The sequence below is a fragment of the Kitasatospora sp. NPDC092039 genome (assembly GCF_044756065.1).
Lineage (GTDB): Bacteria > Actinomycetota > Actinomycetes > Streptomycetales > Streptomycetaceae > Kitasatospora.
In genome coordinates, this window is sequence record NZ_JBIVSD010000029.1 from 70,391 (window position 1) to 83,837 (window position 13,447).

Sequence of the window (13,447 nt, forward strand, 5' to 3'; positions counted from 1 at the left end):
GCGAAACCCCCGGTCAGAAGGGGAAGACCGCGCGCTCGTGCTGGACGGAGATCCACTTCAGGGTGGTGAAGGCGTCCACCGTGGACTCGCCGTTGAGGCGGCCGACGCCGGAGTTCTTCTCGCCGCCGAACGGCACGCCCGGCTCGTCGGCGATGGTGCCGCCGTTGACGTGGATCATGCCGGTCTCGATCCGCTGGGCGAGCTTCACGCCGCGCTCGACGTTCGCGGTGTGCACCGCGCCGCTGAGTCCGAACGGCGTGGCGTTGGCGAGCCGCACGGCCTCGTCCTCGCCGTCGAACGGCACCAGCAGCACGACCGGGCCGAACAGCTCGTTGCGCAGGATCGGCGCGTCCTCCGCCAGGCCGGTGAGCACCGTCGGCGACATCAGGCTGCCGACCGTGCCGCCGCGCAGCAGCGCGGTGGCGCCGGCCGCGACCGCCTGGTCGACCTGGGCGGAGAGGGCGTCGGCCTGGACGGGGTTGATCAGTGGGCCGATGTGGGTGGCCGGGTCCCTCGGGTCGCCGACGGTGAGCGAGGCCACCTTGGCGACGAACTTCTCGGTGAACTCGGCCTCGACGGCGCGGTCCACCAGCACCCGGTTGGCGGCCATGCAGACCTGCCCCTGGTGGATGAAGCGGCTGAACACCGCGGCGTCCACGGCGTGGTCCACGTCGGCGTCGTCCAGCACGATCAGCGCGCTGTTGCCGCCGAGTTCCAGGACCGTCCGCTTGAAGTGCGCGGCGGCGACGGTGGCGACGTGCCGGCCGACCTTGTCGGAGCCGGTGAAGGAGATCACCTTGGGCACCGGGTGCTCCAGGAAGCTGTCGCCGATCTCGGCGATGTCGGTGATCACCACGTTCAGCAGGCCGGGCGGCAGCCCCGCGTCCTCGAAGAGCTTCGCGATCAGCCCGCCGCCGACCACCGGGGTCTCCTGGTGCGGCTTGAGGACGACGCCGTTGCCGAGTGCGAGCGCCGGAGCGACGGCCTTGAGCGCCAGGAACAGCGGGAAGTTGAACGGGCTGATCACGCCGACCACGCCGACCGGCAGCCGGTAGAGCCGGTTCTCCCGGCCCTGGGCGGGCGAGGCGAGCAGCCGGCCCTCGGGGGCCACCGACAGGTGCAGGCACTCCCGCAGCACGTCCTTTACCAGCGACAGCTCGAAGCCCGCCTTCAGGGCGGTGCCGCCGAGTTCGGCCATGATCGCGCCGACGATCTCCGGCTCGCGCTCCTCCAGCAGCCGCAGCGCGCGCTCGAAGACCAGCCGCCGCCGGTACGGGTTGGCGGCGGCCCACGCCTTCTGGGCGCGCGCGGCGGCGCGGTAGGCGAGGTCGACCTCCTCGACGGTGGCGACGGTGATGGTGGCGAGCTTGTCGCCGGTGTAGGGGTCGACGTCGACGATGTCCCAGGAGCCGCTGCCACTGCGCCACTCGCCGTCGATGTACTGCAGCGCCAACTCGGAGAAGTACGACATCTGATCCCTCTCATGCACCGACCTGATGGGGAATCATCGTACTGACGGATCACAGCTCCTGGCGCACCGCGTACAGCAGGTCGCGGGTCCGCTCCGGGCTCAGGCTGTCGGCGACCAGGTCGTCCATCGCCTGCCGGTACTCGGCCACCTCGGCGGGCTTGTCGAGGTAGAGCGCGGTGGTGAACTGCTCCAGGTACACCACGTCCGCCAGCTCGGCCTCGGCGAAGCCCAGGACGGTGAAGGCGCCGCTCTCCGCGCTCAGCCCGGCGTTGCCCAGCGGCAGCACCTGGAGCCGCACGTTGGGCAGTTCGCCGAGCTCCAGCAGCCGGTCCAGCTGGCCGCGCATCTGCTCCGGGCCGCCCCAGGGCCGGCGCAGCGCGGCCTCGTCCAGCACCGCGACCAGCTGCGGCGCCCGCCCGTCGGTGAGCAGCGCCTGCCGCCGGAGCCGGACGTCGACCCGGCGCTCGATCTCCTCCGGCCCGTTGGCGTGGCAGCCGGCGGTGACCACGGCCCGGGCGTAGTCGGCGGTCTGGAGCAGCCCGTGGACGAACTGGACCTCGTAGCTGCGGATCTCGGCGGCGGCCTCCTCCAGGCCCAGGTAGTTCTGGAACCAGCCGGGGAGCACGTCCCCGTACTCGTGCCACCAGGAGCTGGCGTTGGCTTCGCGCAGCAGTCCGAGGACGGTGGCGCGCTCCTGTTCGGCGTCGACCCCGTACAGGGTCAGCAGGTCGGCGACGTCGCGTTCCTTGAAGCCGACCCGGCCGAGCTCCATCCGACTGATCTTGGATTCGGAGGCCCGGATCGAGTACCCGGCCTCCTCCCGGCTGACGCCTCTGGCCTCGCGGAGCTTGCGCAGTTGGGTGCCGAGCAGCAGCCGCCTTACGGTGGCGCCCCCGCCTGCCTGAGTCGTGCCCATCGACGTCATCCTCCGCACTCGCCCAGCCCCCCGGCCGTCGGCGGCAGTCTGCCACCTGGCACCGACGAACAACAGCCCGCTGCCCGGAAGCCGTCGGGGACCGGGACAACTGGGGCCGTTCGTCCGAGAGTTGACGCTACCCCGGACGGCGTGCGGGCGTCTCTCCCGGTGTGCTCCGACGCCTGCTGACCGCCGTACTGCCGCTCAGCGTCCTCGCCGCCTCGGCGTGCGTCCGGCCGGCCGGGTCGCGCTGGACCCGGGGTTCCGGGCCCCCGAGGTGCTCGGCCGCTCCTGGCGCCGCCGCCCTCCGGGGGAACGCGACGGCGCCCGCCCTCCAACTGGTCGGGGAAGAGGGCAGGCGCCAGGAGACCGCGTTGGCCCGGCGACGCTGGCGGGGGCAGCGGGTTGAGCTCCCGGCGATGCGGCGCCGGGGGTTCGGGGGTCGGCCGGTCGGAGCCGTCCGGGGCCGTCAGACCACCAGGGGGCGGTCCGTGGGCCGGATCGGCGCGGGAAGCGGGGTCTTGCCACCGAGGTACCTGTCCACCGCGGCTGCGGCCGAACGGCCCTCCGCGATGGCCCAGACGATCAGCGACTGGCCTCGGCCGGCGTCTCCGCAGACGTACACGCCATCGACATTGGTGGCGAACCGGCCGTCGCGGCCAATGTTACCGCGCGCGTCGAGGTCCACTCCCAGCTGCTCGACCAGCCCGTTCCGCACGTCGGTCCCGGTGAAGCCCATGGCCAGGGTGACCAGCTGGGCCGGGATCGCCCGCTCGGTGCCCGGCACGGGCTCGAACCGGCCGTCCCTGAACTCCACCTCGACGAGGTGCAGTTCCTGGACGTTGCCGTCCTCGTCGCCGCTGAAGTGGGTGGTGCTGACGGAGTAGATCCGCTCGCCGCCCTCCTCGTGCGCGGAGGTGACCTTGTACGTCATCGGCATGGTCGGCCAGGGCTGGTTCCCGGGCCGGTCCTCGCCGGGCCGCGGCATGATCTCCAGCTGGGTGACGGAGGCCGCCCCCTGGCGGTGGGCGGTGCCGACGCAGTCCGCGCCGGTGTCGCCGCCGCCGATCACGACCACGTGCTTGCCCGCGGCGCTGATCGGGGACGCCACGAAGTCGCCCTCCTGCACCTTGTTGGCCAGCGGCAGGTACTCCATGGCCTGGTGGACGCCCTTGAGCTCGCGCCCGGGCACCGGCAGGTCGCGGGCGGTGGTGGCGCCGGCCGCGACGACCACGGCGTCGAAGCGCTCGCGCAACTGCTGCCCGGTGATGTCCTCGCCGACGTGCACGCCGGTGCGGAACCGGGTGCCCTCCGCCCGCATCTGCTCGATGCGGCGGTTGATGTGGCGCTTCTCCATCTTGAACTCGGGGATGCCGTAGCGCAGCAGTCCGCCGATCCGGTCGGCCCGCTCGTACACCACGACGGTGTGCCCGGCCCGGGTGAGCTGCTGGGCGGCGGCGAGGCCGGCCGGGCCGGAGCCGACCACGGCGACCGTCTTGCCGGACAGCCGCTCGGGCACCTGCGGGGTGACCCCGCCGCGGTCCCAGGCCTTGTCGATGATGGTGACCTCGACGTTCTTGATGGTCACCGCGTCCTGGTTGATGCCGAGGACGCAGGCGGACTCGCACGGAGCGGGGCACAGCCGGCCGGTGAACTCCGGGAAGTTGTTGGTGGCGTGCAGCCGCTCGATCGCGCCGACGAAGTCGTCCCGGTAGGCCAGGTCGTTCCACTCGGGGATGAGGTTCCCGAGCGGGCAGCCGTTGTGGCAGAACGGGATGCCGCAGTCCATGCAGCGGCCGGCCTGCTTGGTGATGATCGGCAGGAGGCTGCGCTCGACGTAGACCTCGTTCCAGTCCTTGATCCGGACGTCGACCGGGCGGCGCTCCGCCAGCTGCTTGGGCGTGGTCAGGAAGCCCTTGGGGTCAGCCATTAGCCGCCTCCATCATCTTCGCGGTGGTCTCGGCCTCGGAGAGGCCGTCGCGCTCAGCGGCGTCCTTGGCGGCGAGCACGGCCTTGTAGTCGGTCGGCATGATCTTGGAGAAGCGGGAGACCCCGCTGCCCCAGTCCGCCAGGAGTTCGGCGGCGACGGTGGAGCCGGTCTCCTCGTAGTGCTGCTGCACGGTGTCGCGCAGCCAGTCGCGGTCGGCGGCGGTGGGGGCCTCGATGCCCACCATGCCGTCGTTGACGTTGGCGGGGCGCAGGTCCAGGACGTACGCGATGCCGCCGGACATGCCGGCCGCGAGGTTGCGTCCGGTCTCGCCGAGGACGACGACCCGGCCGCCGGTCATGTACTCCAGGCCGTGGTCGCCCACGCCCTCGACCACCAGGGTGGCCCCGGAGTTGCGGACGGCGAAGCGCTCGCCGGCCTTGCCGCGCAGGTGGATCCGGCCCGAGGTGGCGCCGTAGCCGATGGTGTTGCCGGCGATGACGTGGTTCTGCGCGTCGTTGCCGATGGCCGCCGCCTCGCGGGCCGGGCGGACGACGACCACGCCGCCCGACAGGCCCTTGCCGACGTAGTCGTTGGCGTCGCCCTCCAGGCGCAGGGTCACGCCGCGCGGCAGGAAGGCGCCGAAGGACTGCCCGGCGGAGCCGGTGAAGGTGACGTCGATGGTCCCCTCCGGCAGGCCCTCGCCGCGGTACCGCTTGGTGACCTCGTGGCCGAGCATGGTGCCGACGGTGCGGTTGACGTTGCGGATCGGCAGCTGGATGCGGACGGCGTCGCCGCGCTCCAGGGCGTCCTCGGCCAGCTCGATCAGCTGGTTGTCCAGGGCCTTGTCCAGCGCGTGGTCCTGGGTGGTGGTGCGGTGCCGGGCGGCGCCCTCGGGCAGCGCGGGCACGTGGAACAGCGGGGCGAGGTCGAGCCCGGCCGCCTTCCAGTGGTCGATCGCGGCCCGGGCGTCGATGTGCTCGGCGTGGCCGACGGCCTCCTCGATCGAGCGGAAGCCCAGCGAGGCGAGGATCTCCCGGACCTCCTCGGCGATGAACTCGAAGAAGTTGACGACGAACTCGGGCTTGCCGGAGAAGCGCTCGCGCAGCACCGGGTTCTGGGTGGCGACGCCGACCGGGCAGGTGTCCAGGTGGCAGACGCGCATCATGATGCAGCCGGAGACGACCAGCGGGGCGGTGGCGAAGCCGAACTCCTCGGCGCCGAGCAGCGCGGCGATCACCACGTCGCGGCCGGTCTTCAGCTGGCCGTCGGTCTGGACGACGATGCGGTCGCGCAGCCCGTTGAGCAGCAGGGTCTGCTGGGTCTCGGCGAGGCCGAGCTCCCAGGGGCCGCCGGCGTGCTTCAGGGAGGTGAGCGGCGAGGCGCCCGTTCCGCCGTCGTGCCCGGAGACGAGGACGACGTCCGCGTGCGCCTTGGAGACGCCGGCGGCGACCGTTCCGACGCCGACCTCGGAGACCAGCTTCACGTGGATGCGGGCCGCCGGGTTGGCGTTCTTGAGGTCGTGGATGAGCTGGGCGAGGTCCTCGATCGAGTAGATGTCGTGGTGCGGCGGCGGGGAGATCAGGCCGACGCCCGGGGTGGAGTGCCGGGTCCGGGCGACCCACGGGTACACCTTGTGGCCGGGCAGCTGGCCGCCCTCGCCGGGCTTGGCGCCCTGGGCCATCTTGATCTGGATGTCGTCGGCGTTGACCAGGTACTCGGAGGTGACGCCGAACCGGCCGGAGGCGACCTGCTTGATCGCCGAGCGGCGCTCGGGGTCGTACAGGCGGTCCGGGTCCTCGCCGCCCTCGCCGGTGTTGGACTTGCCGCCGAGGCGGTTCATCGCGATGGCGAGGGTCTCGTGCGCCTCGCGGGAGATCGAGCCGTACGACATGGCGCCGGTGGAGAAGCGCTTGACGATCTCGGAGACCGGCTCGACCTCCTCGACCGGGACGGGCTCCCGTCCGAGGCCGTCCAGCTGGAACAGGCCGCGCAGCGTCATCAGCCGCTCGGACTGCTCGTTCACCCGGTCGGTGTACTGCTTGAAGATGTCGTACCGGCGGTTGCGGGTGGAGTGCTGGAGCCGGAAGACGGTGTCCGGGTCGAACAGGTGCGGCTCGCCCTCGCGGCGCCACTGGTACTCACCGCCGATGTCCAGCGCGCGGTGCGCGGCCGGGATGCCGGAGGCCGGGTACGCCTTGGCGTGCCGGGCGGCGGTCTCGCGGGCGATCTCCTCCAGGCCGATGCCGCCGAGCTTGGTGGTGGTGCCGGCGAAGTAGCCGTCGACCAGGTCCTGGGAGAGGCCGATGGCCTCGAAGACCTGGGCGCCGCGGTAGGAGGCGACGGTGGAGATGCCCATCTTGGACATGACCTTGAGCACGCCCTTGCCGAGCGCCTTGATCAGGTTCTTGATCGCCTTCTCGGCCTCGACGCCCTCGATGAACACGCCCTGGGCGACCAGGTCCTCGACGGACTCCATGGCCAGGTACGGGTTGACCGCGCCGGCGCCGTAGCCGACCAGCAGCGCGACGTGGTGCACCTCGCGGACGTCGCCGGCCTCGACCAGCAGCGACACCTGGGTGCGCTGCTTGGTGCGGATCAGGTGGTGGTGGATGGCGGAGGTGAGCAGCAGCGAGGGGATGGGCGCGTGCTCGGCGTCGGAGTGGCGGTCGGACAGCACGATGATCCGGGCGCCGTCGGCGATCGCCGCGTCGGCCTCGGCGGCGATCTCGGCCAGCCGGGAGGCCAGGCCCTCGCCGCCGGCGGCCACCTTGTAGAGGCCGGAGAGCGTGACGGCCTTCAGGCCGGGCTGGTCGCCGTCGGCGTTGATGTGGACGAGCTTGGCCAGCTCGTCGTTGTCGATCACCGGGAAGGTGATGCCGACGGAGCGGCAGGAGGCGGCCTCGGCGGCCAGCAGGTTGCCCTCCGGGCCGAGGTTGGACAGCAGCGAGGTGACGAGCTCCTCGCGGATGGCGTCCAGCGGCGGGTTGGTGACCTGGGCGAAGAGCTGCACGAAGTAGTCGAACAGCAGGCGCGGCTTCTCGCTCAGCGCGGCGATCGGCGAGTCGGTGCCCATCGAGCCGAGCGCCTCGGCGCCGGTGCGCGCCATCGGGGCGAGGATGACCCGCAGCTCCTCCTCGGTGTAGCCGAAGGTCTGCTGGCGGCGGGTGACGGAGGCGTGGGTGTGCGCGATGTGCTCGCGCTCGGGCAGCTTGGCGAGCTGGATCTGCCCGCCGTCCACCCACTCCTGGTACGGGTGCTCGGCGGCGAGGGCGGACTTGATCTCCTCGTCCTCGACGATCCGGCCCTCGACGGTGTCCACCAGGAACATCCGGCCGGGCTGGAGGCGGCCCTTCCGGGCGACCTTCTCCTGGTCGATGTCGAGCACGCCGACCTCGGAGGAGAGGACGACCAGGCCGTCCTCGGTGATCCAGTAGCGGGCGGGGCGCAGGCCGTTGCGGTCGAGCACGGCGCCGATCTGGGTGCCGTCGGTGAAGGTGACGCAGGCCGGGCCGTCCCAGGGCTCCATCAGGTTGGAGTGGTACTGGTAGAAGGCGCGGCGGGCCGGGCTCATGGTGGCGTGGTTCTCCCACGCCTCCGGGATCATCATCAGCACCGAGTGCGGCAGCGAGCGGCCGCCGAGGTGGAGCAGCTCCAGGACCTCGTCGAAGGAGGCCGAGTCGGAGTGGTCCGGGGTGCAGATCGGGAAGATCCGGCTCAGGTCGCCGGGGATGAGGTCGGTGGCGAGCTGGGACTCCCGGGCCCGCATCCAGTTGCGGTTGCCCTTGACCGTGTTGATCTCGCCGTTGTGCGCGACGAAGCGGTAGGGGTGGGCGAGCGGCCAGCTCGGGAAGGTGTTGGTGGAGAAGCGGGAGTGCACCAGGCCGATCGCGGACGCGTAGGCGCGGTCCGACAGGTCGGGGAAGAAGGGCTCCAGCTGGCCGGTGGTCAGCATGCCCTTGTAGACGATGGTGCGCGCGGACAGCGACGGGAAGTAGACCCCGGCCTCGCGCTCGGACCGCTTGCGGACCACGAAGGCGATCCGGTCCAGCTCGATGCCGGCCCTGCCGTCCTGCGCGAGGAAGAGCTGCCGGAACCGCGGCATGACGCTGCGGGCGGTCTCGCCGAGCAGGTCCGGGGTGACCGGGACGTCGCGCCAGCCGAGGACGGTCAGGCCCTCCTCGGCCGCGATGTCCTCGATCCGTGCGACGGCGGCGGCGTCCTGCTCGTCCTCGTCGGGGAGGAAGGCGATGCCGACGGCGTAGGACCCGGCCGCCGGGAGCTCGAAGGCGACCTTGCCGCGCAGGAAGGCGTCCGGGATCTGGGTCAGGATGCCCGCACCGTCGCCGGAGTCCGGCTCGGCGCCGGTGGCGCCGCGGTGCTCCAGGTTGCGCAGGACGGTCAGCGCCTGCTCGACGATGGTGTGGTCGGCGATGCCGGTCAGCGTGGCGACGAAACCGACGCCACAGGCGTCGTGCTCGTTCCGCGGGTCGTACAGGCCCTGAGCAGCAGGTCGCGCATCCGGCACGAGCGCGTACGGCTGGCGGGCGGCGCCGGCCTGGGGCTCGTTGGCGGAGTGCATGGATGCAGACAGCATCGGCTCTCCCGTCGTCGTCTTTCGGCAAAGTGGTGCAAGGAGGGACGACGTTGGCCCTGATGCGATGGTGCGTGTCGTGCGAGTTACATGATGCCCGTGATCCCGAGAAGCGGAATATCCCGTCCACATGGCGGAACGGCGCGCAGGTCAGCGGGGATGTGAAGAGGACGTGCCACAGTGCACGTCCCGACGATTGTGCCCAACGCTCCACCGCCTGAAACAGGGGTGAAACCGGACCGCCACAGAAGCCGATCATGGATGCCTGGGAATCCATCCCGGGAGCCCGTCTGCGGATGCGAATCCGCGGCGCGGGGGGCCGGATGATGAGACAGTGCCAGGCGTTGCCAGGCGTCCATGTGTGAAACGTCACTCACTGCCCAGCATAACCATGCATGATCGCGGTCAGCCGACGTGCCCGCCGATGAGCCACCCCAGCAGGTAGGTCACCCCGGCCGCCGCGCCGCCCAGCACCAGCTGCCGCAGCCCGCTGAACCACCAGCTGCGCGCCGTCACCCGGGCCACCACCGCGCCGCACAGGAACAGCCCGGCCCCCGCCGGCAGCAGGGCGGGCAGCAGCGTCGTCGCTCCCAGCAGGTACGGCAGCAGCGGCAGCAGCGCACCGAGCGCGAAGCACAGGAACGACGAGCCGGCCGCCACCAGCGGCGAGGGCAGGTCGGTGGGATCGACCCCCAGCTCCTCCCGGGCGTGCACCTCCAGGGCCAGCTCCGGGTCGGCGGACAGCTGCCGGGCCACCTCGTGGGCCAGCTCCGGGTCCACCCCGCGCGAGACGTACAGCTGGGCCAGCTCGGCCAGCTCCCCGTGCGGGTTGCGGCTCAGCTCCAGCCGCTCCACCTCGATCTCGGCCTGCACCAGCTCCCGCTGCGAGGCCACCGAGGTGTACTCCCCCGCCGCCATCGAGCAGGCGCCGGCCGCCAGGCCCGCCAGCCCGGTCAGGATCACCGTCCCGTTGGACACCGCGCCGCCGACCACCCCGGTCATCAGCGCGAAGTTGGACACCAGCCCGTCCACCGCGCCGAACACGGCCGGCCGCAGCCAGCCGCCGTTGACGTCCCGGTGGTGGTCGGCCGCGGGTATCCGGGGCTGCTGTCCGGCGTCGGCTCCCACAGTGGTCGCGCTCATCGTCGTTCCCCTCCGTCGTCGTTCGTCAGCCTCGAACGTAGCCCGTCTGACCTGGGCATTTCCAGCAAAGTAAGGCTGTCCGAACACCACTGAGGCCACCCTTCGCAACGCTCGCGAAGGGTGGCCTCAGCCGGGGGAAGCCCCTGGTCAGATCGGGTTCTTGGCGTTCTCTCCGGCCGTCTCGGCGGCCGCCCCGCCGCCCACGGGCTCGACCGGTTCCCGGTCCGCGGGCTCACCGGCCTTCCGCGGCACCGGCTTGTCGTCGGCCTTCTGGTCGGCCTTCCCGTCGCCCTTGCCGACAGTCCGGTCGTCCTCCGCCAGGTGCGCGGCCGGGTCGATGCTCGCCGGGTCCTCCCGCCCGGGCCGCTTCTTCCCCACGATCACGAAGTACGCGACGGCGCCCACGAACACCCCGATGGACACCCAGTCGTTCAGCCGCAGGCCGAAGTAGACGTGCGCCTCGTCGATCCGCAGCCACTCGGTCCAGAACCGGCCCACCGTGTACGCGGCCACGTACAGCGCGAACACCCGGCCGTGGCCCAGCTTGAACCGGCGGTCCGCCCAGATCACCAGCAGCGCGACACCGACGCACCACAGCGACTCGTACAGGAAGGTCGGGTGGTAGACGCCCTTCACGACCTCGCCGCCCGGCAGCGTCTTGTCGATCTCCAGGCCCCACGGCAGGGTGGTCTCCCGGCCGTACAGCTCCTGGTTGAAGTAGTTGCCCCAGCGGCCCAGCGCCTGCGCGAGCGCGATGCCCGGCGCGATGGCGTCGGCGTACGCGGGCAGCGGCACGCCCCGGCGGCGGGCGCCGATCCAGGCGCCGACCGCGCCCAGCGCGACCGCGCCCCAGATGCCGAGGCCGCCCTCCCAGATCTTGAGGGCGTCCCAGGGGTTCTTCCCCTCGGCGAAGTACAGCCGGCCGCCGTCGGTGATCACGTGGTACAGGCGGCCGCCGACCAGGCCGAACGGCACGGCCCACACGGCGATGTCACCGACGGTGTGTTTGGCACCGCCCCGGGCGACCCAGCGCTTGCTGCCGAGCCAGACGGCAACGACGACACCGAGGATGATGCAGAAGGCGTAGGCGCGCAGCGGGATCGGTCCCAGGTACAGGACGCCCCGCGACGGGCTGGGAATGTAGGCGATATCCATGGCAGTTCCGACGCTACAGGGTCCGACGGCCCGCTCGGGCGGCCTTGTGGTCACAGAAACCGAACAACGGGCGGCGCCGCCCCCTCCGGACGGGGAGGGGGCGGCGCGGCGCGGCGGGCTCAGCCGGCCGTCGGCGACGGGTTGTTGGCCTCCGAAGCGGTGCTGGTCGGAGCCGGGGTCTGCCCGTGCGAACCCGCCGTTCCCAGCTGCTTGCCCTGGTTCGCGGCGTCCACCCACTTCACCAGGTTCGCCGGGGTGATCTCCTCGCTGCCGTTCTTCGGGTAGATCGGCTGGCCGTTGAGCAGCACCGTCGGGGTGGACTTGAAGCTGGACTTGTCGAAGTCCTGCTGCACCGCGGACACCCACCCGACGAACCGGTTGTCCTTGACGCAGGACTGGAACCCGGGCGTGTCCAGGCCGTTGACCTGCTTGGCCAGGCTGAGCAGGACGGCCTTGTCGCCGAAGGCGTCGTTGGTCTCCTCCGGCTGGTTGCGGTACAGCACGTCGTGGAAGTCCCGGAAGTGCCCGGCGTCCTGGGCGCAGGCCAGCGCGTTGGCGCCGGTCCGGGAGCCCTTGCCGGTGACCGCCCGGTCGATGAACGACACGATGTGGTAGTTCGTGTAGATCTTCCCGGCGTCCTCCAGCTGGGAGACGGTGGCCGAGAACTCGCGCTCGAAGGTGCCGCAGGCGGGGCAGCGCGGGTCCTCGTAGACGGTGAGGACGGAGGGCGCGTCGGCGGCGCCGACCGGGATGACCAGGTTCTTGTCGCCGATCGTCCCGGCGGGGGCGGCGGTCGGCGTCTCCGGCTTGGAGCGCTGGTTCTGCACCACGACGCCGACGATCACCGCGGCGGCGATCACCGCGAGCACGGACCCGCCCACGATCAGCTTCTTCTTGCGCCGGGAGGAGGCCTCGTCGGCCGCCCGCTGCTCCAGCATCCGCTCGCGGGCGGTGCGCTTGCCTTCTCGGTTCTTCTCGCTCATTGCCTTGACATCCACGGTCGGGGGCCTTCGTCGGGTGCAGGGATGTGGGGGTCAGCTCGCCAGCCAGCCGTCTGCCGACAGCCGGGTGCGGGGCCGCCACAGCAGCCATCCGGCGAGCAACAGGAACCCGGTGTCGCGCAGGATCTCCTGGAGGTACTTCGTCTGGGACTCGTCGACGTGCCCGCCGCCGCCGAAGCAGCCGCAGTCGATCGAGATGCCGCGCGCCCAGGCGGAGGCGATCCCGGCGATGAACACCAGCAGCAGCAGCGCGGAGACCCCTGCCACCAGCCGGACGCCGAGGCCCACCACCAGCAGCAGGGCCAGTGCCAGCTCCAGGAACGGCAGGCCGTAACCGATCGGCTTGACCAGACCCTCGGGGAGGATCTCGTAGGCCCGTACGGCCTGCGCGGCCTCCGCCGGATCGGAGACCTTCGCCAGCCCGGCCCACCCCCAGACGACCGCGAGGGCGAGCCGGACCGCCGTGCCGAGCCACTCACTCCGGACCGGCACCGGGCGCCCCGCTCTCGGCGGCGCGGGCGCGGAGCCACCGGGCTGCGCGGCCATCAGGGAACCCCCCTCGGGAAACTCGTTCACTCCCTGAGGAACCGTCCGGAGCGGGGGGTGGTTCCTCCGCATTCAGGAATTAAGCCGGATGAGTGACGCTCTGTCCGAATGGACCGCCCGGAACCGAACACCCGCGCGTCAGCGGCACCCCGCAAGCCACCCCGCCTCGAACAGATCGGGGTGCCGGGCCGCCTCCGCGCACGCCACCGCCTCCCGTTCCGCCCGTTCGGCACCCCGCTTGGCCAGCGCCTGCCCCACCTCGACGTGCACCCCGACCGCGCCACCGAGCACCACCACGGCTGCCGCCGCCCGCAGCAGGACGGCCCGCTGGAGACTCCGCACCGGCTCACTCCTTCCGCTCGGGTCCGTAACCGTTCGTGCACTCCTCCCTCCACTCAACGTCCGCCAACCCCCTCTGATGCGTGTCCCCACCCCTTGTTCACCCGTTCGGGTCCGCATCCCGGTCGGCGCGCACGCCGATGCCGCGCGCCCGCGCCCGCGCCCCGCTGAAGAACGGCGGCCGCGGAAGAGCGAGTGGCACGGAGCGACGGCCACGGATACGCGCTGGCTCCGGAAACGCGACGGCCCCCCACTCCCCGGGTGGTTTCTATGGGTCGTGGCAACACGTGGTCGGTTGTCTAGGCCGCGATGAGTTTATGCAGGCGCTCGGCTGGGGTTTCCCAGCCGAGCGTTT

At 71.7% G+C, this 13,447-nt stretch carries 9 protein-coding genes; all 9 read right to left on the reverse strand.

What is annotated here, in order from left to right; genetic code table 11:
* Nucleotides 1-13 precede the first annotated feature (13 nt).
* Nucleotides 14-1,471 carry an aldehyde dehydrogenase family protein gene (locus ACIQI7_RS36145; protein ID WP_401118347.1) on the reverse strand — a complete coding sequence of 486 codons (1,458 nt, stop codon included), beginning with the start codon at nt 1,469-1,471 and terminating at the stop codon, nt 14-16.
* A 49-nt stretch (nt 1,472-1,520) separates the two neighbouring features.
* Nucleotides 1,521-2,387 (reverse strand): helix-turn-helix domain-containing protein, encoded by an 867-nt coding sequence (locus tag ACIQI7_RS36150; RefSeq protein WP_401118350.1) that lies wholly within the window; start codon nt 2,385-2,387, stop codon nt 1,521-1,523.
* 469 nt (nt 2,388-2,856) lie between these two features.
* On the reverse strand, nt 2,857-4,317 hold the full coding sequence (locus tag ACIQI7_RS36155; RefSeq protein WP_401118353.1) for a glutamate synthase subunit beta: 1,461 nt from the start codon (nt 4,315-4,317) through the stop codon (nt 2,857-2,859).
* Nucleotides 4,310-8,896 (reverse strand): glutamate synthase large subunit, encoded by a 4,587-nt coding sequence (gene gltB, locus ACIQI7_RS36160; RefSeq protein ID WP_401118378.1) that lies wholly within the window; start codon nt 8,894-8,896, stop codon nt 4,310-4,312. The genes ACIQI7_RS36155 and gltB overlap by 8 nt, the downstream gene beginning before the upstream one ends.
* Before the next feature lie 417 nt (nt 8,897-9,313).
* Complete coding sequence (locus ACIQI7_RS36165; protein ID WP_401118356.1) at nt 9,314-10,051, reverse strand: VIT1/CCC1 transporter family protein; 738 nt, start codon at nt 10,049-10,051, stop codon at nt 9,314-9,316.
* A 147-nt stretch (nt 10,052-10,198) separates the two neighbouring features.
* Nucleotides 10,199-11,206: a prolipoprotein diacylglyceryl transferase gene (gene lgt / locus ACIQI7_RS36170; protein WP_401118358.1), complete on the reverse strand. Its 1,008-nt coding sequence runs from the start codon at nt 11,204-11,206 to the stop codon at nt 10,199-10,201.
* A gap of 119 nt (nt 11,207-11,325) precedes the next feature.
* Nucleotides 11,326-12,189, reverse strand: coding sequence for a DsbA family protein (locus tag ACIQI7_RS36175; protein WP_401118360.1), 864 nt, complete (start codon nt 12,187-12,189; stop codon nt 11,326-11,328).
* Nucleotides 12,190-12,240: 51 nt separating this feature from the next.
* On the reverse strand, nt 12,241-12,699 hold the full coding sequence (locus ACIQI7_RS36180) for a MauE/DoxX family redox-associated membrane protein (protein WP_401118362.1): 459 nt from the start codon (nt 12,697-12,699) through the stop codon (nt 12,241-12,243).
* A 192-nt stretch (nt 12,700-12,891) separates the two neighbouring features.
* Nucleotides 12,892-13,095, reverse strand: coding sequence for a hypothetical protein (locus ACIQI7_RS36185; RefSeq protein ID WP_355249753.1), 204 nt, complete (start codon nt 13,093-13,095; stop codon nt 12,892-12,894).
* Between the last annotated feature and the right edge of the window lie 352 nt (nt 13,096-13,447).

Bases quoted from the DNA above. Each gene is read 5' to 3' on its own strand.
- ACIQI7_RS36145 (WP_401118347.1), bottom strand. From the start codon at position 1,471: ATGTCGTACTTCTCCGAGTTGGCGCTGCAGTACATCGACGGCGAGTGG.
- ACIQI7_RS36150 (WP_401118350.1), bottom strand. From the start codon at position 2,387: ATGGGCACGACTCAGGCAGGCGGGGGCGCCACCGTAAGGCGGCTGCTG.
- ACIQI7_RS36155 (WP_401118353.1), bottom strand. From the start codon at position 4,317: ATGGCTGACCCCAAGGGCTTCCTGACCACGCCCAAGCAGCTGGCGGAG.
- gltB (WP_401118378.1), bottom strand. From the start codon at position 8,896: ATGCACTCCGCCAACGAGCCCCAGGCCGGCGCCGCCCGCCAGCCGTAC.
- ACIQI7_RS36165 (WP_401118356.1), bottom strand. From the start codon at position 10,051: ATGAGCGCGACCACTGTGGGAGCCGACGCCGGACAGCAGCCCCGGATA.
- lgt (WP_401118358.1), bottom strand. From the start codon at position 11,206: ATGGATATCGCCTACATTCCCAGCCCGTCGCGGGGCGTCCTGTACCTG.
- ACIQI7_RS36175 (WP_401118360.1), bottom strand. From the start codon at position 12,189: ATGAGCGAGAAGAACCGAGAAGGCAAGCGCACCGCCCGCGAGCGGATG.